The following is a 25591-nucleotide window of genomic DNA, read 5'->3' on the forward strand; positions in this document are numbered from 1 at the left end:
GCGTTATCATTGCACAATTGTACAAAGTGTCGTATCATAATTTTAATTAGTCGAACGATAAAATTTATCGCAATGGAGAGAGTAATTTGACGGTAACCATTTACGATGTAGCTCGAGAAGCAGGCGTATCTATGGCTACGGTATCACGGGTTGTGAATAATAACCCAAACGTGAAGCCGCAGACCCGGAAGAAGGTTTTTGAAGCGATTGAGCGTTTGGGCTATCGTCCAAATGCCGTGGCGAGAGGTCTCGCCAGCAAGAAGACGACAACCGTCGGGGTTGTCATTCCTGATATTTCGAACTCGATTTTTGCAGAAATTGCGCGCGGGATCGAAGATATCGCCAATATGTATCATTACAACATTATTTTGTGTAACGCGGATAAGCGCAAAGAGAAGGAAATTCGTGTAATTAACACGCTGCTCGAGAAACAAGTGGACGGGCTGCTCTTCATGGGCGGAACGGTAACGGATGAACATATCCAGGCCTTCCAGACGTCTGCAGTTCCAATTGTGCTGTGCGCCACACGTGACGAGAACGGTACGTACCCGTCGGTTGATATTGACCACGAGACGGCTGCATTTGATGCAGTGAATACGCTTATCCGTCACGGACACCGCGAGATTGCAATGATCAGCGGCACGCTGCAAGACCCAGCCAACGGCTATGCCCGTTTCCAGGGCTATAAGAAAGCGCTGGAAGCGGCAGGCATCGAGTATCAGGAGGATCTGGTACGCATCGGGAACTATCGTTACGAATCCGGTGTCGAAGCTATGAAATACTTCCTGGGCCTCAAGAAGAAACCAACGGCTGTATTTGCCGCAACGGATGAAATGGCGATTGGCGCCATTCACAGCATTCAGGACGAAGGTCTTAAGGTGCCGGATGACTTCTCGATTATCAGTGTCGATAACATCCGCATGGCTTCAATGGTTCGTCCTACACTGACAACCGTAGCGCAGCCTATGTATGATCTCGGCGCGGTAGCGATGAGACTTTTGACCAAGCTGATGAAGAAGGAAACGGTTGAGAATCCGCGCGTTATTTTGCCGCATGAGACGATTCTGCGCCTGTCCGTAAACCATGTGAACAAGTAAGCTTTGGCTTCAGCATTGAACATAAGTTACGTAGAAAGCTCCTGCTTGGAGCTTTTTATGTTTTATACAGCCTATTTTAGCGGGAGGGTACATATGAGTGAAGTGATCGGATTGATTGGAGCGATGGATGAGGAGATCAAGCTGCTGCTGGAAAGTATGGAAGATAAGGTGACCACGGTCAAGGCAGGCATTCATTACTATTCGGGGACTATATTCGGCAAAAAGGCTGTACTCTGCAAATCAGGGGTTGGCAAAGTGAATGCGGCGGTGACGACACAGATTCTGGTTGATGCCTTCGGGGTGTCGCGTGTATTGTTCACAGGTGTTGCCGGAGCGGTACATCCTGATCTTGGCATAGGAGATATTGTAGTCTCATCGAAGTGTATCCAGCATGACATGGATGCTTCAGCTCTTGGGTATCCGCGGGGTGTCATTCCGTATCAGGAAACTTCCACATTTCTGGCAGATCCGGCATTGGTAGTTCTTGCGGAGCAGGCCTGCCGTGAGCTGAAGCAGAAGGCGGTAACCGGGATTGTACTGTCCGGTGACCAGTTCATTGCCAGCGCGCCGCTTGTGGCTGAGCTGCGGGAACAACTGGATGGGGCATGTGCTGAAATGGAAGGGGCTGCTGTCGCCCAGGTATGTTTCATGAATGCTGTGCCTTTCGTGATTATCCGCTCGATGTCAGATAAGGCTGACGGGTCTGCGCATGTGAATTACCGTGATTTCACTATAGCGGCTTCCGAACGCTCTCATGCCATACTTGAATATATGTTAAAGGCGATATAGCTAATACATAAAACGCTGTCTGAAACGCACGCGATCAAAGGTTTCCTGCGAGGACATCGGCACTTCGCGGCCGATACGGACCATAAGGCAGTTGGCAGGGTGAGAGCAAATCTCCGGATCATCTGTGGCATACCACACCATATTTACGGTTTGCATCAGCTTCTCCATCATCTGGCGGTACGCCCACACATCAAGCCCGCTGCCCTTCAGGTCCCAATGCCAGTAATATTCGGTTGTGAACACGATGCAATTCTCGAGCTGCTCCCGCTCAAAAGCGCTGGCAATCAGCAGCTTCGCAAGCCCGCTCCCCCTGTAATTATCCGCGATTTCTATAGCACCCAGCTCTATAAGATCGGCCATCCCGCCTTGCGACCAAAGCTCCAGCTCATCCGGATAATGGAATGTAACATAGCCAATGATGACGCTGCCAGCAACAGCGGCAATAACACGTCCCTCTGGCAGCCCAGCGATCTCTATGAGCGCTTCCAACTGCTCGTGCGGCTTACGGAACGCATCCAGTCCGGGATGCATTGCCAGCCCTTCCAGCGCCTCTGATGGCATGGGACCGGCAACGGTTATGACTTCGCCATTATGAACTATGGTGTGAGAGACGGGGATTTTGCGGTGCTCCATGATCGGGCTCCTTTCGGTTCACTATAATATGGATTGTAACCGCTTCCTATGATATACTGATTCCGACATAAAATATTCACATTTATTCCATTGACAGCATTGCTTAAGAGAAGAATCTCACCCTTAAAGCTTAAATCAAACAAGTGAGGGAGGCAAGAGTAATGGGGCAAGTCCACAGCGAAATTTTGCCGGGCCGCGTGAAGCACGCGAATATGGCGGATTATTCCCGGGCAGTCAGCGAATTCCGGTGGGAGGATATTGAGAAGAGCTTCTCCTGGCACGGAAGCGGTAAAGTGAATATGGCCCATGAAGCCATAGACCGGCATGTGCTGGAAGGCCGTGGATCTGCCACAGCCTTAATCTACAGTGATTCCTTGCGGGAAGAGATGTACACGTTCTCTGATTTGCGGGACCGGTCGAACCGGTTCGGAAATGTGCTGCGTGAGTATGGGATTGGCAAAGGGGACCGTGTGTTTATTTTTATGCCGCGTAGGCCGGAGCTGTACTTTAGTCTGCTGGGCATTCTCAAAGTGGGAGCAGTGGCAGGACCGCTGTTCGAGGCTTTTATGGAAACGGCAGTGAAGGACCGGCTGGAGGATAGCGGGGCGGTAGCGCTGATAACTACTCCGGAGCTGCTTCCCCGGGTGAACCGCGCTGAATTGCCTGCTCTGCGGCATATTTTTCTCATAGGCGGCAGCACGGACGGAGAGCAGGGGCTTGTGAGCTATGAAGAGGAGACCGCAGCGGCATCGGCAGAGCTGGAGCCGGAGTGGCTGAGTCTGGACGATGGGCTGATCATGCATTACACCTCAGGCTCAACGGGCAAGCCCAAAGGCGTCTACCATGTGCAAAGAGCAATGATCCAGCATTATTATACAGGCAGAATTGTGCTCGATTTGCGTCCTGATGATGTCTATTGGTGTACGGCAGACCCCGGCTGGGTAACGGGAACCTCCTATGGAATTTTTGCGCCTTGGCTGAATGGAGTAACCAATGTGGTGCGTGGCGGCCGCTTCAGTCCGCAGGACTGGTATAAGACCATTGAGCGGTTTGCGGTTACGGTATGGTACAGCGCGCCTACTGCATTCCGTATGCTGATGGGAGCCGGGGAGGCCAGTCTGCAGGGAATCAATCTTAGCAGCCTGCGCCATGTGTTGTCTGTTGGCGAGCCGCTCAATCCTGAGGTCGTACGCTGGGGCGATAAAATATACCAGCAGCGCATTCACGATACCTGGTGGATGACAGAGACCGGTGCGCAGCTGATTTGCAATTATCCGGGAATGGACATTAAGCCCGGCTCTATGGGGCGTCCGATTCCGGGCATCGAAGCTGCGATTCTGGACGATAGAGGCAATTTGCTGCCGCCCTATTCTATGGGCAATCTGGCTATAAGAACACCCTGGCCCTCCATGATGGGCAAGATCTGGAACAATCCGGCGAAATATGAAGAGTATTTCCGTATTCCCGGCTGGTACATTTCCGGAGATTCTGCATACATGGACGAGGACGGATATTTCTGGTTCCAGGGCCGTATTGATGATGTGATCAATTCCTCCGGTGAGCGGATTGGTCCGTTCGAGGTGGAGAGCAAGCTGGTTGAGCATCCGGCTGTAGCTGAGGCGGGGGTCATAGGCAAACCGGATGTGCTGCGCGGCGAGATTATCAAGGCGTTTATCTCTTTGCGGGACGGCTATCTTCCGACAGCTCAGTTGAAGGAAGAAATCGCCGCATTTGTCAAAGCCGGATTATCCGCCCATGCCGCGCCGCGGGAAATTGAATTCAAGGATAAATTGCCCAAGACCCGTTCAGGAAAAATCATGCGCCGCGTGCTGAAAGCATGGGAGCTGCATCTTCCCGCTGGTGATCTGTCCACCATTGAGGAATAGTTCATCTGCAGAGTCCATGCAAAAAACCGTTCCCGGGTAATTCTCGGGAACGGTTTTTTATTGTGAATATTAGGATCTATGGACCGGAAGCTGAAAGGTATCTGCCTTACTGAGTGTTTCCTGCGGTATTTCCTGCCTTGGTTCCTCCAGCGGTGTTACCGTTAGAGGCATTTCCGCCAGCAGTATTACCGTTAGCAGCGTTATTGCCGCCGGCGTTGCCGGAAGCAGGGGTGTTGCCAGCAGCAGCATTGCCGCTACCCGTTGGCACTTCAGTTTCTGACGGAGTCTGATCTATAATCGCTCCGGGGCCTTCCGTGCCCCCAGGCTGAACTGCCGGGTCCGGCGTAGCCTCTGCGCCAGGTGATGCTTCCGGCTGTGCCGTTGGCTCCGGTGTTGGCGTTGCTCCGCTTGTTACGCTGCCTGAGGCTGACTCATGTCCGGCAACGTCCACAGCAGCCACATAGAAGGAGGCATTTGCTCCGGCTGGAGTACCTGGGCTGAAGGTGGTGCCCTCACCGACGGAGAGGACGGCCAGCTTCTGGAACGAGCCTCCGTTCAGCGAACGGTATAAACGGTAACCCACAACATCGGGCGAGCCGCTAGGAGTAAAGGTAATAACCGCTTTTCCCGTGCTGTAGGACACATTCACCCCGCCTGGCGGTGTTGGTGCAGTACCATCATCCACCCGGGGATCAACCTCGGTCGGGAAATCGGACTTGGCATCCTCAGGCATGTAATATCCCAGAGGTTCATGCTGTTTCATCTTTGGAAAGGCAGCGAGCAATTCCTTGACCAGATCCTGGATCGGTTTATCGCGCTTAACAACGATTTTCTCCTTCAGGAAATCCTCCGGTGTGCCTTCAAGCGGCAGATAATTCACACCATTGTACGTAATATATTTGGCTTTGGAAATCCCGTCATCGCTTTTGGTTGGAACAAATTTGACGTTGAACAGGTCTGTGGTATATCTGTCGGTCAAGCTGGTTGGCAGCTTGCCGCTGTAAGCTGAAACGGTCTTCTTGACGATGCCGTCAGGCTTGGCAAATTCCTTCGTCACAAACAGCTCGGGCCGCTTTTCAATAACGGTATTCATGACCTTGGTCCATAGTGTCTGGGCCTGCCGCTTCTGGGTATCGCCTTGAAGCGTGTTGATCTGTTCCTTATATCCGACCCACATGCCCAGAGTCACATCCGGGGTGTAGCCCATGAACCATACATCTCCATAGTTTTGCGTAGAACCGGTTTTGCCGACAATTGGCACGTCCTTAAAATGTTTATAATTCTTTCTGACCGTGCTTGCCGTTCCGTCGGTAATAACCGTGCGCAGCATATCCGTCATGAGATAGGCAGTCTGCTTAGAGAAAACCTGCTCTGGATTAACTTTATGCTGATAGATGATTTTGCCCTGTGAATCGACGATCTTCTCGATCATGTAAGCATCTGTAAAAGCTCCATGATTTCCGATTGCAGAATAGGCATTGGTCAAATCCTCAACGGTTACTCCATAGCGCAGCCCCCCGATTACTCCGGTCTGTGCACTATAATCATTATCTTGAATCGTGGTAATGCCCAGCTTCTTGGTGAAAGCCCAGGCTTTCTCTATGCCAACCGAATAATTAAACAGCTTAAGGGCAGGCAGGTTCAAAGATTTGTTAAGCGCATAACGGGCAGTAACCAGCCCCTGATAACGGTTATTGGCATTCTTGGGAATGTGAAAGCCCTTGCCGCCGTCCTTCAGAATGATTGGCGCATCGTCGAGGATGCCTGCAGGCTGAATAAGTCCTGCATCCAGAGCAGGCAGATAGGCGGCTATCGGCTTCATGGTCGAACCAGGCTGACGGACCATTTGGGTAGCGTAGTTCATCTGCTCAATATTGAAGTCGCGCCCTTCGATCATCCCGAGGATGGCTCCGGTTTTGTTGTCGATCATCATTCCTGCGGTTTGTTCCTTGCCTTTTGTCTTACTGTCCCTCGTAAAATTGGCGCTGTTCTCCGAGATGCTGTGCATCGCACTGTATACCTTTTTGTCGATTGTGGTGTATACCCGGTAACCGCCGGTCATAAGCTGCTGGCGCGCTTCCTCAAGGAGCACAGTGTTATCACTGCCTGCGGGGGCAGTGGGATCGACAGCACCATGGTTGCCTTGATTGATCGACAATAGAATCTCGGCTGCCTTACGTTCGGTCTCAAGCATGAGATACGGGTATGTGGCATAAGCCTTTTTCGTATGCGGGGCGAGAGAGCCTTTAATATCGAAGCGAAGTGCTTCATCATACTGGGAGGAAGTGATCTTGTTCTCCTCCAGCATCCGGCGCAGTACCAGCCGCTGGCGCTCCAGGGCTCTGCTAAAAGCCTTTTCATTAAATTCGCCAACCCCGTTGAACGCGGAATACTTGGATGGAAGCTGAGGTAATCCGGCCAGATAGGCGGCTTGGGCTACGTTCAGTTTATCCAGATCGTCTAGTCCAAAGATGCCTTTGGCGGCGGCTTTGATTCCGAACAGATTGTAACCGTTCGACCCGTTGCCAAACGGAACCTTGTTCAGATAGGCTGTTAAAATTTCCTGCTTGGACAAAAAGCGCTCCAGCCGCAGCGACAGCAGAATTTCCTTGATTTTGCGGTCCTCTGTGCGGTCCAGGTTAAGGAACACGCGTCTTGCCAGCTGCTGGGTCAGCGTACTGCCCCCGGTCTGAACAGATTCGTTCAGCAGCTTCTGCTTAACGGCGCGGAGGGTGCCGCTGTAATCCACTCCGTGATGATTGTAGAAGTTATTGTCCTCTATAGCGAGGACGGCATCAATCACAAGCTGCGGGATATCGTTAAATTGAATAAGTCTGCGGTCCTCTTCAGTTCGAAGCTGGCCGATCGGCTGACCGTCGCGGAAATAGGCAAAGCCGGTGACGGCGTTCTGGCTGACTTGCTGTTGAATCATTTCCTCGGAACGGACAGGGTCGTCTTTCACTATGGAAGTCACGTAGCCTGCTACAGCACCGCCGGCAAACAGAATGCCCATAATGCCGAGTATAAACATCCACTTTACGACGGAACCGAACCTGCGGAGCCAGGATCTACGGGGTGGACGCCGTTTTACGGCTTTCTTTTTGTTCTCCTCAACCATCAACGTTAATCCTCCTTTTAACGGAACTATTATAGCACAATTTGGCGATTTTGAATGCGCTTCTGGCTGAACGGCTTTTGAGCGGCCGGGTTGACTTTTGAAAAGCGGTCATGTTATAAATACATAAAATTGGATATCGGAAAAAGCTGGGAAAGACATCAGTAGAAGGCAAGCCATGTGTTCCAGAGAGCCGGTGGGTGGTGCGAACCGGCGGCAGGCCCCTTTGAATTACAGTCTGGAGCTGTCCGGAGGAACGGCAGGCTGAGTTCTAGGCCTGTTCAGTAGTCCGGGACCGGGTGCAAGCCCGTTATGGCAATGAAGTGGAAGATTCATCCGGTGAGCCGTCACGGATAATCTTTAATTAGGGTGGTACCGCGAGTCTCTTGCTCGTCCCTTTGGGAGGAGAGAAGAGGCTTTTTTTGCGTTTATATCTTAAGGGAGGAATAACAATGAAATGGGAAGAACTCACCATTGCCCAGCAGCAGGAGGTAGAGCGTCAGCTCGAAATCATCTGGCGCGGAGCAGCAGAGATTGTGCCGGAAGAGGAAATGAAGCGGAAGGTTATTGCTTCTGTAGTTACCGGCGTTCCGCTTAACATCAAGTTCGGCCTTGATCCATCTGCACCGGACATTCATATCGGCCATACCGTGGCCATCCATAAGCTGCGGCAGTTCCAGGAGCTTGGACATCAGGTGCAGATCATTATCGGGGATTTTACCGGACGCATTGGTGACCCTACGGGCAAATCCGAGACACGCAAGCAGCTTAGTGAGGACGATGTGAAGCGCAATGCCGAAACCTACAAGAAGCAGATTTTCAAAATTCTTGACCCTGAGAAAACAAAGATATTTTACAATTCGGAGTGGCTCAGCCCGATGTCCTTCGCGGATGTTGTGAATCTTGCATCCAAGGTAACAGTGGCGCGGATGATGGAGCGCGATGATTTTAAGAACCGATTCCAGAGCGGCCAGGCGATCAGTGTTCATGAATTTTTCTATCCCTTGATGCAGGCGATGGATTCGGTTGCGCTCAGAAGCGATGTGGAGCTTGGCGGCACGGATCAGAAGTTCAATGTGCTGATGGGCCGCGCGCTGCAGAAGGAATATGGCGAAGATACGCAGGCTGTTCTTTTAATGCCGTTGCTCGAAGGGCTGGACGGAGTAATGAAAATGAGCAAAAGTCTGGGGAATTACATCGGCATTGATGAAGAACCGAATGAAATCTACGGCAAAGCGATGTCGATACCGGATGAGAAGATGCTGAAATATTACGAAATGGCTACAGATGCCAGCAATGAAGAAATTGCGGTACTGAAGGAAAAGCTTGAAGAGGGAACGATTCACCCCAGAGATGTCAAAATGGGGCTGGCTCACACTTTCGTGAGAATGTACCATGGCCCCGGGGCAGCGGATGCTGCGCAGCAGCATTTCATCACTGTCTTCCAGAAGCGTACTTTGCCAAGTGGCATTGCAACGTTTGCCGTACCGGAAGCCGAACTGGAGAATGGTGCGATCAAGCTGGTCAGGCTGCTGACGCTCCTTGGCTTTGCAGATTCGAACAGTGAAGCGAGGCGCAGTATAGTGCAAGGCTCCGTGAAGCTTAATGAAGTGAAACTGGAGGACCCGAACGGGAAGTACATCCCGCAGGACGGAGACATTATCCAGATGGGCAAGCGGAAGTTCGCCAAGCTGTCTGTGTCCTTAATGGAATAGGCAGATACACCGGGATATGTGTACAAAAAAAGCCTCCGGATTGCTCCGGGGGCTTTGATCGCTTTCGCAGTAAGCGAAAATCTTAACGGTTGTAGAACTCGACGATTTGCTTTTCATCGATATCTTGGGACAGCTCGGCACGTTCTGGCAAACGGATGTATTTGCCTTCGAAAGAGCCGTCAGCATACTCCAGATAAGCTGGAAGGTGGGTACGGTTTTCAAGAGCTTCCTTGATAGAAGTCATAGCGCGGCTTCTTTCGCGAAGTCCGATAACGTCGCCCACGCTTACGCGGTAAGAAGCGATGTCGACTTTTTTACCGTTAACGGTAACGTGTCCATGGGATACCAACTGACGCGCACCAGCGCGGGAGTTAGCGAAGCCAAGACGGTAAACCAGGTTGTCCAGACGGCTTTCAAGCAAGAACATGAAGTTTTCGCCCGCGATACCTTGGAGCTTTTGCGCTTTAGTGAAGAGAGTTTTGAACTGTTTTTCACCCAAGCCGTACATGTGGCGCAGTTTTTGTTTTTCCAAAAGCTGCATTCCGTAGTTACTTACTTTTCTGCGTTGGTTAGCGCCGTGCTGTCCTGGAGGGAAAGGGCGTTTCAGGTCTTTGCCTGTACCGCTAAGGGAAATGCCCAGACGGCGGCTGAGTTTGAATTTAGGTCCGGTGTAACGTGCCATGTTATAGTAGACTCCTTTATAATTGAAATTTCATGGTAGGGCCTATTTGCGCCGCAAAACGTATACGTGAAAGCATTCAGTGGTTTCACACTGCCGGGGAAGTTCAGCCGCTGCCCTTGCAGTAACGAGATGCGTGAGGGTGACACAACGTTACGCCCAATTAAGACTTGTTACAGTCTTGTTCAACAATAAATATTATATGAATATGGATGGTAAAGTCAAGGGCATCTTTTAAAGAGATTTTGTCTATCTTTGTCGTTAGTTCTTTGGTCCTAAAAAAAATCCCGGTTTTGAGGAAAATATAATGCAATGCACAAAGAAAGGGAGTAAAATATAACTAATAAGATGCTGTCCGAAAAATAATTAATTTGAGATGCAAAGGGGTTCCTCTCTATGTCAGATCAGGAAGCATACGGACGCAAGGACAGCCGTGTGCTGTTGCAGGATACCATACAATCAAGCGGAGATAGCCAGGATCCCGCCGCATGGCTTAAGGAAACGGATATTGTCTCCTATGATTTTCCCTATGCTGCCCATTTGATCGCGGATAGCTTCAGGGAATGGCGTGCTCTGAGTGTTTCTGCCTTTGCGGAATCCTGGGACTGGTGTGTGCTTAATTACGAAGGTAAATGGATTAACACTATAGATGAAAATGAAAAAAGCCGGGAACGCTGGAAGAGCCATTGGGAACTGGCTGCGGCCTGCAGCCTGCAAACAAGGGAGCTATATGCAGCTTTCGAGCAGAATGACGGACAGGCTATGTCCATTATTACTATACCAGTATTTACGCGCGGGCACGGGGAGATTTTTGCCGTGCTTGGCTGTGCTATGCCGCAAGATCAGTACGAGCAGGGCGGCCGGCATACGGCAGAAGCTATGTCCATGCATTTTCAGACCTGCTTTTACCGCAGATTTGAGCATGTGTTTGTGTCTGACTTGGCGGGAGTGCATTTGCATGCGGAACGTGAGAGCAGCCGCCGTTCGCTGCTCTTTCAGATCGTCCAGCGGATGCACGACAATATAGATGTGGATGCCGTCTTAACTGAGGTTATCGACAGCATCTCCGCAATGTATCCGGGAGCGCGGCTGGAGCTGTTTATGTCGCAGGATCACCGCAGCACCCATCCGCAGGTTAAGGCGCTTCCGCTGCACTGGGGGAATGATGATGTTTGCGCCAAAGCCTTTAAGGATGGGCAGGTTGCGCTCCATGCCGGACGCGAAGACTTCCCTTTTGTGGAAATAGGACTTCCGCTTGGCGGCAAGCAGGGGATATACGGTGTGTTTCATATGATCATCGACAAGCTCATCTTCCATGAGGTGGATTTGCGTTTTCTCTCTATGGTGGCTGATACCGCCGGAACGGCTTTTGAGAATGCGAAGCTCTACGACCGGTCCAATCAACTGATCCGTGAGCTGCGGATGAGCAATGAGCTTACACAGCGGCTGAATCAAAGCTTGCGCCTTGGCGATATTTTTCAATTTGCCTTTGAAGAGCTGCTGGAGATGTTCGATGCCGATTATTGCTGCATCCTGCATTTGAATGAAGAAAAAGGCGGGCTGGAGGCGATTGCCTGCAACCATACTCCGCTGCTGGGTGAAATTATGGATGCAAGTCAAGGGATTGGCGGCAAGATCTATAGCTCGGGAGAGCCGGTTATTCTGTCGGATTACCGGAATGCTGCCGGAGAGAAGTCGCGGCTGATGGAAGCTACGCATTCGCTCTCACTGATCGCTACTCCGCTTAGTGTGGGCGGGGAGGTTCGCGGAGCGATTATGCTCGCCCACCGGATCCCTCATTTCTTCTCTTACGACAGCTACAGGCTGCTGCAGGCGATGGCGGGCCATATCGGATTGGCCGTTGGCAATGCCAGGCTGCATGCGGAAGTGCGGCGGCTCGCGAACCGGGACAGTCTGACAGGCCTGTATGCGCGCCACTATCTGGATGAAGAGATTAAAGAGAGGCAGTCCACGGATTTCTGCGGATCGTTAATCGTTGTGGATATTGATCAGTTCAAAATGGTCAATGATACATACGGCCACCAGCAAGGGGATATAATTCTGAAGCAGGTGAGCGAGATTGTGAAGGCGTCTATCCGGCAGGGTGACATTGCAGCCAGATGGGGCGGGGAGGAGCTGGCGGTATACTTGCCGCAGCTTGGAGTGCAGCAGGCTATTTATGTAGCTGAACGTATCCGCAAGCGGGTAATGGGGGAGACAAAGCCTTGTGTTACCGTCTCTTGCGGCATCGCGGAGTGGAGCTGGACAGATGAGCGGGTCAGCGTAGAATCGCTGTTCTACCGGGCAGACATGGCCCTCTATGAAGCGAAGAACAACGGCCGCAACCAGGTCGTGATTGATCATAAAAAAGACGAAGCCAGCGTGAAGAATCCTTGGGCCTAAGCCGTGAGGGTTCTTTTTGCTTACATATATGCGTATAAGCCCGGGGCGATGGGTTACCCTAAAATAAATATTCAATCTATCGACTGGGAAGGATTTGAAGGCCATGAGGATAGTTAAACTGCGTGAAATGATGATAACAGCGGGCCTGCTGCTATATTCTGTGCTTGGCAGCGGATGTGCCGCCATCACTGACAGACCGGCTGCCAAAGACCTGAATCTGGCCCTGGCCGGAATGGACGGAAGCGATGCGGTATCCTTTGAAGGGGCGTCGTCCCTGCAGCTTGGAGGAAAGGCGGCTAAGGAATCCGCACTTTACTTCGGCGGGAATGTGGCAGACCATAACAAGGTGAGTCTCTACAGCGTTTTACCGGATGGAAGCCAGCCAAAAGCGGCGGCGGAGACCGCAGCGGAACGTGCAGCCGCTCCAGCGTACCATGCAAGTCTGGAGAAAAAAGACGGTGAGTGGATGCTGCTGCCGCAGTCTGTGCCCACCCGTGAGAATAACCCGCTGCCCGCCTTAAACCCCATCCGCCAACTGGAAGAGCTAGAGCGCCTGGAGAAAACGGTGACTGAGGAAGCAGGGGCCGCGAAAGGGACCAGGGCACTGCGTATTGAGCTTACAAACGATGAAGCCCGCAGCCAGCTGTCCAGAGAGCTTGCGCAGGAGATGCAGGCGATTCGTCCTGCCGTGTCCAGTTCAGCCCAGAAGACCGCTGACAAGACTGGTAAGGTCTCGGCAGCCATGCTGTCATTATGGGAGCAGAAGGACCGTGAGCTGCAGCAGAAGCTGAAACAGGTGTCCGTCAAGGCGGTATATTATCTGAAGGTAGATACGAAAAGCAATTTGCCGAAACAATTAACATGGGCCCGGACGATCAGCTATGCCGGAACAAAGGGAGCACTCCGCACACCCGCGGATGAAACTTATCTAACACAGGTCAATTTTTATGGGTACCGCTGACTTTTAGTATGCCGAATGCCTTGCGCTCTATAGCGGGCGTGCTACAATATAACGGTATGTTCATTTTCAGTATGAGGAAGGAAGAGAGAGAAATGAAGGACCCAAGGATTCAAAAGCTTGCGGAAAACCTTGTCGGCTATTCCGTAAACGTGCAGCCTGGCGAGAATGTGCTTGTTGAAATGATCGGCAGCGAAAGAGATTTGATCAAAGCTGTGGTGGAGGAAGTGGGCAAAGCCGGAGGCCGTGCATTTGTGCAGCTTACCGACCGGACTGTTCTGCGCAGCATGCTTAAATATGCAACCCGCGAGGGTCTTGAAGCCTGGGCGGAGATTGACCTGAACCGGATGAAGCAAATGGATTGCTACATCGGCATCCGCGCCGGAGAGAATGTCAACGATCTGGCTGACGTTCCCGAAGAGAACATGAAGCTGTACAATTCCCTGTATTCCCACCCGGTACATAGTGAACAGCGCGTCAAGCACACCAAATGGGTTGTGCTGCGTTATCCGAACAACAGCATGGCCCAGCTTGCCAACACGACAACAGAAGCGTTTGAGGACTTTTACTTCGAGGTCTGCAATCTGGATTATGCCAAAATGGATAGAGCACAGGATGCGCTTGCTGATCTGATGCGGAGAACGGATAAGGTACGCATTGCAGGACCGGGAACGGAACTGACCTTCTCAATTAAGGGAATCGGTGCGGAGAAATGCTCCGGGCAAAAAAACATTCCGGACGGCGAGGTCTACAGCGCTCCTGTCCGCGACTCCGTAAATGGAACGATCAGCTACAATGCGGCTACGCTCTATAATGGCGTGACTTTTGAAAATGTGAAGTTCAAATTCGAGAACGGCAAAATTGTTGAGGCCACCAGCAATGACACGGTGCGGCTGAACGAAATTCTCGATTCCGATGACGGCGCGCGCCATATTGGGGAATTTGCCATCGGCTTCAACCCTTATATTTTGCATCCGATGAAGGACATTTTGTTCGATGAGAAAATCGCCGGCAGTCTGCACTTTACTCCGGGGCAAGCTTACGATGTGACTGACAATGGCAACCGTTCCTCGATTCACTGGGATCTTGTGCTGATTCAGCGTCCTGAGTACGGCGGCGGGGAAATCTATTTTGACGATGTGCTGATCCGCAAGGATGGAATATTTGTTCTTCCGGAGCTGCAAGGTCTGAACCCCGAAAACCTGAAATAAAATGTAAAGACAAGAAAACACCTTGTCGAGTAAGCGGATTCAATGTATCATGGAATTGATTACAAAAGACTTAAGTTTCATAATCAAGTTGCGGAGGGATTCCTATGTCCAGTAACAATGCGGCAATTGTGGATATTGCCCAAACGGCAAGCCGGTTCAACTCATCTATCGTTCTGCAAGCAGAGAACAAGTACATTGATGTTAAGAGTATTCTGGGTCTGTTCACAACTCTTGTATCTAGCCAAAGCTACGAGCTTCATGTTCATGGTGCTGATGCTGAAGAAGCCAAGAAGGCAATGAGCGAGGTTTTCGCTAAGCATGGTCTGAAATTTACGGTTGTAGCAGAGTAATCCAATTATTCTCAAAGACGTCCTGCCCTATGCGGCGGGGCGTTTTTTCTGTAAAATGAACTGGATTCTTGTATTGGGTTCCGATTTCGTCTAATATTAAACTAAATAGCAATTGCAGCTGTAACTTTTGGACATGGGGGGGAAAATGCATGACTTCATCGGATTTGCAGGAACAGCTTAATCTTAAAGCGATCACTCTTCTCCAAGAAGATGCCGATAAAATTCAGAAGCTCATCGAAGTGCAGATGGAGAATCTGGCAACCCGTTACTGCCCTCTCTATGAGGAAGTGCTGGATACCCAGATGTATGGTTTCTCCAGAGAGGTCGATTTTGCGGTCAGAGCGGGACTGGTGCCTGAGGTTACAGGCAAGCTGGTACTGAGTGAGCTGGAGCGCAACCTGGCTGTGCTGTACGAAGCGCTGAACAAGAAGGCCGAAGAGCGTGAGCTGTAAATTCTAACTTTCCTGCAAGTAAAGAATGGTACAGCTCCAGAGACAACATATACATTCTTTACTTATAAAAAAGCACATGAGGACTGGTGGTCCGCTCATGTGCTTTTTTTGCGTTATTAAGGGTTACTCGGCTGATCTTACACCAGATAGAAGGAGACGCCGAGGATCATGTACACTGCGAGCAGCAGCAGCCCCTCATACCAGTTGGTTGCACCATCCTGAATAATCGACTTCGCGATGAATACGGAAACGGCAATCGCAACGATCTCTATCGTTGTGAATACAATGTCCATGGTATTGCCCATAAAATAGCTGGCGAAAATCAGCACAGGGGCTACGAACAGCGCGATCTGCAGACTGCTGCCGACGGCAATCTCCACCGCAGCACCGATTTTGTTCTTCATAGCGAGCATGATTGCTGCACTATGCTCGGCTGCGTTACCGATAATGGCGACAAGGAATGCGCCGACAAAAAGCTCGCTGAAACCGAAGCGCTCGGTTAATGTCTCCAGGGTGCCGACCAGCCATTCGCTGACGAAGGCGACCATAACCGTTGCGAGCACCAGGTAAATCACCGATTGGCTCATGGACCAGGCAGGCTTGTGCTCGTTCGGCAGCTCTTCTTCGCTGTCCACCGTGACGTCCGCCAAATATTTCTTGTGCGTAATCATGGAGAAGATGAGCCAGGCCATATAGGCGGCGATCAGCAGGCCTGCGACAACAAGGCTGAGCACATCCGTATCTTTCTCCGTGATGGAATGCGTGTTGAAGAACATGGCAGGAACAAAGAGGGCGATTACGGCTACAATCATCAGGGAGCCGTTCAGTCCGGCCAGCGTGACATTGAAATTCTGAACCTTGAATTTCATGCCGCCGGCGAAGATGCTGAGTCCCAGCACCAGCAGCAGGTTGCCGATGATCGAACCGGTGAGGCTCGCCTTCACCATGTCGAACAAACCTTCCTTGACCAGAAAGAAGGCAATAATCAGCTCGGCCGCGTTGCCGAAGGTGGCATTAAGAAAGCCCCCCAGCCTCTGTCCGGCATAGTGGGCTACGCTCTCTGTGGCCCGGCCCAGAAAACCGGCTACGAACACGACCGCAATGGCGGATAGGATGAATTGCAGCGTGTGGTCCCAGTCCGCATAATGTCCGATGGCACTGAGGATGAAGGTGATCGCCAGCAGCGCCGGAGAGATCCATTTTTTCAAAGTAAGGTACACCCCAGTCTCTATTATGTAGGTTGAATTCATACTCAATATACCCAAATTGCTCCAGTCTGTAAACGGGCATGCGAGAAAGTCATTTGCTTTTTAGCCTGTTTTCGAATTACAATAATTGATAATGAGTGTAGGGGGGATATGGCATGGCGGAACAACTTCAACTTGAAATGGGAAATATACGGATATCAAATGACGTCGTCTCGAAGATTGCCGGGTTGGCTGCCTTGGAGACTCCTGGAATCGCGGCCATGTCTGGCGGCTTGTCCGAAGGCTGGGCCAAGCGCCTGAGCGGCAAGAATGTGCAGAAGGGCGTAACTGTTGAAGTGGGACAGCTTGAAGCTGCCGTGGATTTGCGTATTATCGTTCTCTACGAAACACCGATTCACGAAGTGTGCCGGATGCTTCAGCAGAACGTGCGTGAGGCTGTGGAGAGCATGACAGGACTTCATATTGTTGAAGTTAATGTCAAAGTTGAAGGCGTGGCATTCAAGAACGATGAAATTTCGTAAGCGTTGTATTGCTGCGGTATGCGGTATGGGCATCGTTTTACGAGATTAGGGTAAGTAAAAGGCAGTCCGGGTGGTAATCTCCGGACTGCCTTTTTGCTGCTCATTGAGCACGATTCTTATGTAGCTTTAGCGGGCACGAACTTGTCTGACGGTGGTAACCGACTTGGTGACTTCCTCCTTGGCCGGCCGGTTGGTCTCCCGGGAAATGCTAAGCATGATGCCCATAGACAGCATCGTTACGAGCAGTGAGGAACCGCCATAGCTAATGAACGGCAGCGTGACCCCTGTCAGGGGGATTGTATTGGTGACACCGCCGATGTTGACAAAGGCCTGGATGGAAATCATGCCCATGACACCGATGCCGACGAGGGTGCCGAAGGGATCTGTACACCTGAGCGCAATCAGTATGCCCCTCCAGATAAAATACAGGTACACCAGCAGGAACAGGAAGGTTCCCGCAAATCCCAATTCTTCTCCGATGACTGAAAAAATGAAGTCGGTGTAAGGATAAGGCAGGTAGTGCAGCTTCTGTATGCTTTTTCCGAAGCCGGAGCCATTCGTCCCGCCTTCACCTATGGCGATCAGCGATTGAATGATATTAAAGCCGCTGTCCTGGGCATCCGCATAGGGATTAATAAAAGCGGTGATCCGGTCCTTTTGGTAGTCCTTGTTGACAGTGGCTGTCTCTGAAGGCGGCGACAACGATTCAATGGCTGTCTTGGCTCCCATGACAAGGCCCACTCCCAGCACCAAGAGTGCAATGGAAGCCATGATATGCTTCATGCTGGCTCCGCCGGCGTAAATTACAAGCCCGCTGGTCGCCACAAGAATAAGGCATGAGCCTAAATCCGGCTGTAACATAATGAGCCCGGCGACAATTCCGACAATAACCATGACCGGAATATAGCCTGTGCGCAGATCCCTCAGCCGCTCCCCTTTCTTGGAAATAAGGGCGGCGAGATAGAGAATAATGGAGATTTTGGCCAGCTCTGTTGGCTGGATGCCGAGCGTTCCGATGCCGAGCCAGCTTTTGGCGCCGTTAATTCTCGCCGCGAACACCACGAATAACAGCAGAGCCAGAGTGATCATGAAGATCGGGGCATACCACTTTTTGAATTTGCTGTAGTGGATATTCATGGTCACAAACATAACGATGCTTCCCAGCACGACCCAGATAATCTGGCGTTTGACAAAAAATAAGGGATCATTTCCGAATTTCTCACTGGCCAGGGTCAGGCTGGAGCTGGAGCTGAAAACCATCACCAGTCCAAAGCCGACAAGCAGGAGAGTCAGAATAAGCAACTGAAAATCGGGCGTTCCTCTTTTGGGCAGGCTGACATTTTTTTTCGTCGTTCCCTTTACAGTACTCAAGTCTCCAGCAGCGCTTTCAGTTCAAGTATATGCTTTGAGGCAGCGTCCAGAACAGGCTGTGGGACCGGAGATTCATACTCCAGGCCGTGCGGGAAGGTGGCTTTACCCAGGTAAACGGCTTCAACAGCAAGCACGGCATCCGGCTTCTCCAGCTTGCCTTCGACGGCGCGCGTATTGACACGCAAAAAGTATTCTCCCCCGTTCTGACGGTCTTCTATTTTGCAATCGTAGGTGGCCCGGGAGTATTCCCACTGCCAGCGGATGAATCCGGCCTTGGCAGCACTTTCGTCCAGATAGAGAAGGTCGCTCTTCAATCCTACGAGGCCCGAGTTCTCAAATATCATAGCGCACATATCCCCCTTATGAAGTATAATGATAAATTCATGCTCAAAAATTTGGATGTTCCTCCTCATGATAGTATGTTTCCCCAGGTTGCGCAAGGGATGGGCGGGCTTATTGGTACCCTCTTTTTTGCGTTTCTGCTACAATAATAGAAATATAGCCCTTGGGGCTGAGAGGAAGAAGCACGAAGGGCCTGCAGGCCTTATAGAAGCGGGATCTCGGAGAAGGGAATGGAAAATATGGAGAGGTTAACGGTTGAACAGCTGCTGCCGGATATGGTGGAATGGCGCCGTCATTTGCACCGTCATCCGGAGCTGTCTTATCAGGAGAAAGAGACGTCGGCATTTGTCGCGGCAAAGCTTGCCGAGTTTGGAATCGAAGTTGTAAAAAGTAAGGCCGGTTATGGACTGACCGGGATTCTGAAAGGAAAACAGCCGGGAAAGACGGTAGTTCTGCGTGCGGATATGGATGCTCTTGCGATCACGGAAGAAAATGGGCGGGAATATGCCTCCCGGAATAACGGCGTTATGCATGCCTGCGGCCATGACGGGCATACAGCGATGCTGCTCGCTGCGGCGGCCTACTATAGCGGACAGCGGGACACGCTGCAGGGCGAGCTGCGTTTCCTGTTCCAGCCGGCGGAGGAGATTTGCCCCGGCGGAGCGCTCGGCATGATTGCCGAAGGCGTGCTGGAGGGGGCGGATGCGGTATACGGACTGCATCTGTGGACGCCGTTTCCATTCGGGACGGTAGCGAGCGCACCTGGACCGCTGATGGCCTCTGCCGATGAATTTTTTATTGATATCATCGGCAAAGGCGGACATGCCGGCACGCCGCACCGTACGGTAGACAGTATTGTGGCTGCGGCTGCGCTTGTGACCGGGCTGCAGAGCATTGTCAGCCGCTCTGTGGACCCGCTGCAGCCTGCAGTGGTCAGCGTCGGGACGATACAGGGCGGGTCCGCACAAAATATTGTGGCCGAACGCTGCCGGATTACCGGGACAGTGCGCGCATTCGACGAGGACACTCGTTATCTTCTCCGGCGGAGAATTGAAGAGATGACTGCTAGTATAGCCGCTGCTCACGGAGCAGAAGCGAATGTAGACTATCTGATGGGCTACCCGCCGCTTGTAAATGATGAAGCTGAATTCAAGCGCTTCTTCCGCGTAGCCCCGGAAGTGCTTGGGGATACCGTGACGCTTGTGCAGATGGAGAAGATCATGCCGGCTGAGGATTTTGCCTATTATGTCAAGGAGATTCCCGGCTGCTTCATGTTTGTCGGTGCGGGCAATCCGGATAAGGATGCGGTATACCCGCATCATCATAGCAAATTTGATTTCGATGAGGACGCGATGCTGTACGGGGCGAAGCTCCTGGTAGCGATGGCGGATTCCTGCCTGAATGAATAATTAATGGATTTCGTATAATTTTCCCGGCTCGGGGGAACCTACTTCTGAATAACATGGAAACATGACAGGAGGGTTCATTCTTGAAAACAGTCAAAGAAGTTATGACGACACATCCCGTGTGTGTCACCTTGAAGGACAATCTCTATGAGGTTGCCGTGAAAATGAGAGATGCCGATACCGGATTTATTCCCGTGGTTGATTCCGCTGATGGCGAAACCTTGATCGGAGTCATTACAGACCGCGATTTGGTGATCCGGGGCTATGCAGACAAGCATTCCGGCTCTACCTCCGTGGAGACAGTGATGAGCAAGGATATTACTGCAATTTCGGAATCCTCCTCCGTGGACGAAGCGGCCGAGCTTATGTCGTCCAAGCAGATCCGCCGTCTGCCTGTAACAAGGGATAAGAAGCTGATCGGTATTGTGTCGCTCGGCGATATGGCAGTGCAGAACATTTTTGCAGATGAAGCGGGAGAAGCGCTGACCGGGATTTCGCAGCAGCATCTGCATTAAATAGACATACAGGGGAAGCTCATGTCCGTTAATCGCGGAGGTGGGCTTCTTCCTGCTATCAGGCCTTATTGCGGGATACATAGTTGCGGGCCTGCTATATCAGTTGAACTAAAGAAAAAATAAACAGGGCAGAAGTGACGGAGGGGAAGTTTGGAACTGGAGGAGCGAACGCGTCCGCCTTTATATTTGGATTTCTACCGCGATCAGCGGTTCCAGTCAGAGAAATCCAAATATAACAGCGGCCGGAAGTCCAAACATTCCCCGCAGTTACGACCAGACCCCAATATGAGGAATTGGAGGGGAGCGCATGTACGACAACGGAAATGGAGCATGTATCGTCCGCAAGGACAGGACTGTGCTGCTGGAATGCGGACATCCCGGATTTGAGGCGGCAAGAGCGGCTCTGGCGGATTTTGCCGAGCTCGTAAAAAGTCCCCCGGCTTACCACACCTACCGGATCACTCCGCTGTCACTCTGGAATGCCGCCGCTGCCGGTAGCACTGCCGCTGGGATCATAGACAGTCTGAAGCAGCTCTCACGTGTAGGGATTACTGCCGGACTGGAGGAGGAGATCAAGCTGCTGGTCTCCCGTTACGGGAGATTGCAGCTGCATGCACATACAGCGGACAGTCTGCTGATTACCCTGCGAGCCGACGGACCTGAGCTGATGGAAGCATTGGCAGGGGAAGATTCCTTGAAGGCGCTGGGCCTGCAGAGAGCTGATCTTCTAGAGAGCCATTGCCCGGCGGTGAATCGCGGACTGCTGAAGCAGGAGCTCATGAGATTAGGTTATCCCGTTCTTGATTATGCGGGCTACCGTGACGGGCAGGGGTTGAGCCTGGCCTGGAGAGAGGGTGGCGGAAGCAGTACGGGATCTACAGGTGATTCCTTCGGTCTCAGAAGCTATCAGCAAGAGGCGGTCCGCATGTTCCAAGGCATCGGAGGCAGCGGCGGAAGCGGCGTTGTTGTCCTGCCTTGCGGGGCTGGTAAGACGCTGGTGGGCCTCGCTGTGCTGGAAAGCCTGCAATGTGAAACGCTAATTCTGACCTCAAACACTACATCCGTTGAACAATGGCGCAAGGAATTGCTGCGGCGGACCAATCTGGACGGAGAATCAGTCGGGGAGTACAGCGGGGAGAAAAGAGAAGTTCGGCCAGTGACCGTGGCCACTTATCAGATTCTAACGCACCGCCGCTCCAAGGGCGGCCCGTTTGTTCATATGAATCTGTTCAATGAGCGGAACTGGGGACTGATCATATATGACGAGGTACATCTGCTGCCGGCTCCTGTATTTCGGGCGACGGCAGATATCCAGGCGACAAGGCGATTGGGACTCACCGCCACACTGGTAAGGGAGGATGGGCAGGAAGGGGATGTTTTCTCCTTAATTGGCCCTAAATGCTACGACCTGCCCTGGAAGGTGCTGGAGAAGCAGGGCTGGATCGCCGCCGTGGAGTGTGTTGAGGTAGTTGTGCCGATGACACCGGAGGTCAGACACCAATACATTTATTCTGGGGCAAAAGAGCAGTTTCGGCTCGCCGCCGGCAATCCGGCCAAGGCTGCTGTTGCGGCAAGGATTGCCGACGCTCATCCCGGGGCAGCGGTTCTGGTGATCGGGCAGTATCTGGAGCAGCTTGAACAACTGGCGGCAAGCCTGAAGGCGCCGCTTATTACAGGCAGAACGACCCAGCGGGAGCGCAGCGAGCTGTATGCCGCATTTAATGAAGGAAAGCTGCGGCTGCTGATCGTATCCAAGGTAGCGAATTTTGCCGTGAATCTCCCGGATGCGGCGGTAGCGATAGAGGTGTCGGGTGCTTACGGCTCGCGGCAGGAGGAGGCCCAGCGGCTGGGCCGGATTCTGCGGCCAAAGAAAGGCGGGAACAAGGCGTATTTCTATACGCTGGTGTCGGGCGACAGCCGGGAGCAGGAGTTTGCCCTGCGCCGCAGGCTGTTTTTGACAGAACAGGGCTATGAATATGAGGTGAGAATAGCGGAACAACAAGGGGAGGTTATTCTGTGAACGGATTATCGCCGGAAGCCCGCGAAGTGCTGAAGCGGATATTCGAAGCCTATGCCGCCAGGCCTGTGGCGGAGGAACAGATAGAGCGGCTATGTCCGGCGGCGCTCTGCCGGGCTGAGCAGCAATTGGCGCTGAGGGAGCTGCGCGAGGCGGGAATAGTAACGCTGCGCCGCAAAATTTGGGGGGAGAAGTTTTATCAGATTGCTGAGCAGAACCTGCCTGCGATCCGGCGTGCCTTGTACCCCGGTATTCCAGTTAAGGCGACAGGAGGTACAGTGAATATTGAACTGGAAGCCGGACCGGGACTGCCGGGTGAACTGTTCCGGGCACTCTCATTTATTGCCCGCGAAGGGCTGCCCCTTACCGCCAAAGGGGCTGTTCACAAAAAAAATATCAGCCGCCTGGCCGCTCAGCTATCACTGCAGGAGGAACAGGTGCGCGCTTTGCTGCCGCATTCAGACTCAGCGGAGCTGCCGCTTCCGGCCATGCTGATGCTGGATCTGCTGCTCTGTCTGGGGCTTATCAACCGCGGGGCTTCCGCTTATACTGTGGACGCGGAAATGCTGGCAGGCTGGCTGCGGCTCTCTGAGCAGGAAATGTCAAATATACTGTACGGTGTGGTATTGGGGCGGTATGGCAACCCGGGGCCTGCAGAACAGCACTTCCGTTATTTAATTTCCGCGCCTGAATTTTCTCCGGGCGTATGGTTTGCCATACCCGAAATTCTGGACTGGATGCTAGAGATGAGGTTAACTGCGGAAACATCCGGCAGCAGCCTGGAAATATCCGCAAGAGCATGGATCAGTTGTCTGGCGGGGTTCGGCTGGTGTGAGCTGGGGAAGACAGGGGAAGGGGCGCTAATCTTCCGCTGGACAGCGGGCAAGCCGCAGCTTGCAGAAGCTCCGTCTGCAGCAGATGACCTTCGGCGCCTGATTGTCTCCGCTGAACCGCCTGCGGACAAGGCTGCGGAAGAGGGCGGGGCATCTTCTGCGCGCTCTATGTTTATTGTCCAGCAGGATTTTGAGGTGCTGGTTCCCCCGGAATGCTCCTATGAGGTCCGGTGGGTTCTCGCGGGTTGTGCGGAGCTGCTGTACATCGAAGACCTGTGGAGCTTCCGGCTGACCCGGGATAGGTTTCAGTCTGCAGCGGAGCAGGGGTTGTCTCCTGATGCCATGATTGACTGGCTTGGCGGCCATGCGCTGGGCGGACTTCCGGCGCAGGTGGAGCAGTCGCTCGTGGAGTGGAGTAGAGGAATTGGCCGGACGGTATTGTCCCAGGTCATCCTGCTGGACTGCCGTTCTGAGGCCGATGCCGATGATATTGCTGCCCATCCCCGGCTGACTCACTGCCTTACCCGGATCGGGCGGGCGCATTTTATTGTGCAGCCGGAGAGCATCGAAATGGTGCGGAAGGAGCTGGGGACGGCCGGAATGGCTCCGCCCCGGCTGATCGCCGGACTGGACGAGAAGGCTCCGCGGCCATGGCCTCTTTTCCCTGGAGAATCTATGCACGATTTCGCGGCGTATGTATTACCCGGGTCCGTGAAGGAACGCGGGCTGTTTGTCGGCGGAACTGCTCCCGAGCTGCTGCCGCTGGTTCCGCTTCAAGCCGATGAGAATCTGCTGTCCGGCGTTGAAACAGTGCCGCAGATGTGGATTAAGGAGTGGCGGCAATATCACAGCACTACCGCGCAGAAGGTGATGGAGCAGGCCATGGCCTGGGGCATCAAGGTCCGGCTGTCATTGGAGACGCAAATCGCCGATTTCATCCCTGTACGGATCAGCCGGACGCCGTGGGAAGTGCAGGGATATGTGCTTCGTCCCGGTTCGGAAGTTACCGAGGAGGTCCGGCTGCGTGCCGGAGATTGGCAGGAAATGCAGCTCGTGCTCCCAATAGTGCGGAGAAATTCCTCTTCTGCTTAGGCAACCGGGTATGTTATGATAAGGTAGTCTACGGTATGTGGTAGAACATTAACGCAGAAACGAGTTGAAGTTCATGAGCGTAGCGGAGTTGAATACGGTCGATATGGCCGAAGTGCTGACATACGCCTATGAATTAGGCGATATGATTAATCAATCCGTCGAGGTGTCGGATTACTTATACTGGAAAGGCCGGGTTGATGCCAATCCGGAAATCCAGGCCATGATCAAACGGCTGCAGAGCAAAAAAGAGCTGTTTGAAGAGACACACCGGTTCGGACATTTTCACCCTAACTATCATTCGGCCAAGGATGAGGTTGCGGCGGTAGAGCAAGAGCTTGAGCGTTTTGAAGAGGTTGTCCGCTTCAAGCTGGCGGAGACAACACTGGATGATATGCTGCACTCCATGTCGGAAGCGATTGCTTTTTCGGTATCGGACAGCATCAAGGTTCCAAGCAATGATCCGAACCCCAAAGGCGGATGCGGCAGCGGCGGCAAATGCTCATGCGGATAAGCTGAGGGGTAACGGCGAAAGAAAGAGAGGCGAATGAGCTGATGTTTGCGGAACGAACAGGATATATTGTCTGGGTTAGCGATGTTAAAGCGGCACGCAACCTGGAGAAATACGGGACGCTGCATTATGTTTCCCGAAAAATGCATTACGCTGTAATGTATGTGAATGCGGACCGCGCTGAGGAAGTTATGCGGAATGTCCGCAGACTGTCCTATGTGCGCAAGATCGAAAGATCCTACCGCAATGAGCTGAAGACGGAATACACCAGCAACGGACCGGACAAGACCCGTTATTACGGTTTGTAGTTTTCCGATACTTAATGATGAAGCAGGCGCCTTTGGCGCTTCAGGCTGTCGAGAAAGTCTCGACGGCCTTCTTTATGTGATCTTGATTTCACACGACACCGCGTTAATGTTATATAATATAGGTAACTATTTATAGAACGGATGGTGTGTCAGCATGCTGCGTTCCAATCGAGAAAAACAAC

The 25591-nt window shown here is 52.3% G+C and carries 22 protein-coding genes and 1 other annotated feature; of the genes, 16 read left to right on the forward strand and 6 right to left on the reverse strand.

Annotated features, from left to right (window positions below):
• The first annotated feature begins 86 nt into the window (after window positions 1-86).
• Together ccpA and AC0LWN_RS08145 are read left to right on the forward strand one after the other, a co-directional pair.
• The gene (gene ccpA, locus AC0LWN_RS08140) at window positions 87-1097 is read left to right on the forward strand and encodes a catabolite control protein A (RefSeq protein ID WP_028530825.1); all 1011 of its coding nucleotides are present in this window, start codon (window positions 87-89) and stop codon (window positions 1095-1097) included.
• Between the two features lie 93 nt (window positions 1098-1190).
• A complete protein-coding gene (locus tag AC0LWN_RS08145) occupies window positions 1191-1886 on the forward strand; it encodes a 5'-methylthioadenosine/adenosylhomocysteine nucleosidase (protein WP_474664099.1) in 696 nt (231 codons plus the stop codon).
• Here AC0LWN_RS08145 and AC0LWN_RS08150 read toward each other — a convergent pair whose 3' ends face one another.
• Window positions 1887-2519, reverse strand: coding sequence for a GNAT family N-acetyltransferase (locus AC0LWN_RS08150; protein WP_474664100.1), 633 nt, complete (start codon window positions 2517-2519; stop codon window positions 1887-1889). It lies immediately after the preceding gene.
• A gap of 161 nt (window positions 2520-2680) precedes the next feature.
• On the opposite strand from AC0LWN_RS08150, the gene acsA reads away from it, so the two are divergent.
• Window positions 2681-4405: an acetate--CoA ligase gene (gene acsA / locus AC0LWN_RS08155; protein ID WP_474664101.1), complete on the forward strand. Its 1725-nt coding sequence runs from the start codon at window positions 2681-2683 to the stop codon at window positions 4403-4405.
• 106 nt (window positions 4406-4511) lie between these two features.
• On the opposite strand, the gene AC0LWN_RS08160 is transcribed toward acsA, so the two are convergent.
• Entirely contained in the window at window positions 4512-7523 is a 3012-nt protein-coding gene (locus AC0LWN_RS08160; RefSeq protein WP_474664102.1) for a transglycosylase domain-containing protein, read from the reverse strand.
• 139 nt (window positions 7524-7662) lie between these two features.
• Window positions 7663-7921: a binding site (T-box leader), on the forward strand.
• A 51-nt stretch (window positions 7922-7972) separates the two neighbouring features.
• Between AC0LWN_RS08160 and tyrS the strand changes: the two genes are divergently transcribed.
• A complete protein-coding gene (gene tyrS, locus AC0LWN_RS08165; protein ID WP_474664103.1) occupies window positions 7973-9235 on the forward strand; it encodes a tyrosine--tRNA ligase in 1263 nt (420 codons plus the stop codon).
• A gap of 82 nt (window positions 9236-9317) precedes the next feature.
• On the opposite strand, the gene rpsD is transcribed toward tyrS, so the two are convergent.
• Entirely contained in the window at window positions 9318-9917 is a 600-nt protein-coding gene (rpsD, locus tag AC0LWN_RS08170) for a 30S ribosomal protein S4 (RefSeq protein ID WP_458965848.1), read from the reverse strand.
• Window positions 9918-10310: 393 nt separating this feature from the next.
• On the opposite strand from rpsD, the gene AC0LWN_RS08175 reads away from it, so the two are divergent.
• The 5 genes from AC0LWN_RS08175 to AC0LWN_RS08195 all read left to right on the forward strand — a co-directional run bounded on the left by AC0LWN_RS08175 (window position 10311) and on the right by AC0LWN_RS08195 (window position 15288).
• Window positions 10311-12317: a sensor domain-containing diguanylate cyclase gene (locus tag AC0LWN_RS08175; RefSeq protein WP_474664105.1), complete on the forward strand. Its 2007-nt coding sequence runs from the start codon at window positions 10311-10313 to the stop codon at window positions 12315-12317.
• A 103-nt stretch (window positions 12318-12420) separates the two neighbouring features.
• Window positions 12421-13278 carry a hypothetical protein gene (locus tag AC0LWN_RS08180; protein ID WP_474664107.1) on the forward strand — a complete coding sequence of 286 codons (858 nt, stop codon included), beginning with the start codon at window positions 12421-12423 and terminating at the stop codon, window positions 13276-13278.
• 92 nt (window positions 13279-13370) lie between these two features.
• Window positions 13371-14486, forward strand: coding sequence for an aminopeptidase (locus AC0LWN_RS08185; RefSeq protein WP_474664109.1), 1116 nt, complete (start codon window positions 13371-13373; stop codon window positions 14484-14486).
• Window positions 14487-14590: 104 nt separating this feature from the next.
• Window positions 14591-14836 (forward strand): HPr family phosphocarrier protein, encoded by a 246-nt coding sequence (locus tag AC0LWN_RS08190; protein WP_019911485.1) that lies wholly within the window; start codon window positions 14591-14593, stop codon window positions 14834-14836.
• A gap of 149 nt (window positions 14837-14985) precedes the next feature.
• Complete coding sequence (locus AC0LWN_RS08195; protein ID WP_474664111.1) at window positions 14986-15288, forward strand: Fpa/YlaN family protein; 303 nt, start codon at window positions 14986-14988, stop codon at window positions 15286-15288.
• A 137-nt stretch (window positions 15289-15425) separates the two neighbouring features.
• Here AC0LWN_RS08195 and cax read toward each other — a convergent pair whose 3' ends face one another.
• The gene (gene cax / locus AC0LWN_RS08200; protein WP_474664113.1) at window positions 15426-16496 is read right to left on the reverse strand and encodes a calcium/proton exchanger; all 1071 of its coding nucleotides are present in this window, start codon (window positions 16494-16496) and stop codon (window positions 15426-15428) included.
• A 155-nt stretch (window positions 16497-16651) separates the two neighbouring features.
• Here cax and AC0LWN_RS08205 point away from each other — a divergent pair, with 155 nt between their 5' ends.
• Window positions 16652-17017 carry an Asp23/Gls24 family envelope stress response protein gene (locus AC0LWN_RS08205; protein WP_019911482.1) on the forward strand — a complete coding sequence of 122 codons (366 nt, stop codon included), beginning with the start codon at window positions 16652-16654 and terminating at the stop codon, window positions 17015-17017.
• A gap of 126 nt (window positions 17018-17143) precedes the next feature.
• Here the strand turns inward: AC0LWN_RS08205 and ftsW are convergent, their stop codons facing one another.
• Complete coding sequence (ftsW, locus tag AC0LWN_RS08210; protein ID WP_474664115.1) at window positions 17144-18388, reverse strand: putative lipid II flippase FtsW; 1245 nt, start codon at window positions 18386-18388, stop codon at window positions 17144-17146.
• Window positions 18385-18732 carry a YugN family protein gene (locus tag AC0LWN_RS08215; protein ID WP_474664117.1) on the reverse strand — a complete coding sequence of 116 codons (348 nt, stop codon included), beginning with the start codon at window positions 18730-18732 and terminating at the stop codon, window positions 18385-18387. Before AC0LWN_RS08215 ends, ftsW begins: the two co-directional genes overlap by 4 nt.
• Window positions 18733-18960: 228 nt before the next feature.
• On the opposite strand from AC0LWN_RS08215, the gene AC0LWN_RS08220 reads away from it, so the two are divergent.
• The 6 genes from AC0LWN_RS08220 to AC0LWN_RS08245 all read left to right on the forward strand — a co-directional run bounded on the left by AC0LWN_RS08220 (window position 18961) and on the right by AC0LWN_RS08245 (window position 25409).
• On the forward strand, window positions 18961-20139 hold the full coding sequence (locus tag AC0LWN_RS08220; protein WP_474664119.1) for an amidohydrolase: 1179 nt from the start codon (window positions 18961-18963) through the stop codon (window positions 20137-20139).
• A gap of 80 nt (window positions 20140-20219) precedes the next feature.
• Window positions 20220-20651, forward strand: coding sequence for a CBS domain-containing protein (locus tag AC0LWN_RS08225; protein ID WP_474664121.1), 432 nt, complete (start codon window positions 20220-20222; stop codon window positions 20649-20651).
• Between the two features lie 307 nt (window positions 20652-20958).
• Window positions 20959-22671 carry a DNA repair helicase XPB gene (locus tag AC0LWN_RS08230; RefSeq protein ID WP_474664123.1) on the forward strand — a complete coding sequence of 571 codons (1713 nt, stop codon included), beginning with the start codon at window positions 20959-20961 and terminating at the stop codon, window positions 22669-22671.
• The gene (locus AC0LWN_RS08235) at window positions 22668-24593 is read left to right on the forward strand and encodes a helicase-associated domain-containing protein (protein ID WP_474664125.1); all 1926 of its coding nucleotides are present in this window, start codon (window positions 22668-22670) and stop codon (window positions 24591-24593) included. Before AC0LWN_RS08230 ends, AC0LWN_RS08235 begins: the two co-directional genes overlap by 4 nt.
• Before the next feature lie 73 nt (window positions 24594-24666).
• Entirely contained in the window at window positions 24667-25104 is a 438-nt protein-coding gene (locus AC0LWN_RS08240; RefSeq protein ID WP_458965837.1) for a YlbF/YmcA family competence regulator, read from the forward strand.
• A gap of 41 nt (window positions 25105-25145) precedes the next feature.
• Window positions 25146-25409 carry a YlbG family protein gene (locus AC0LWN_RS08245; RefSeq protein ID WP_458965836.1) on the forward strand — a complete coding sequence of 88 codons (264 nt, stop codon included), beginning with the start codon at window positions 25146-25148 and terminating at the stop codon, window positions 25407-25409.
• Window positions 25410-25591: the final 182 nt, after the last annotated feature.

It is taken from the genome of Paenibacillus sp. sgz302115 (genome assembly GCF_056120445.1).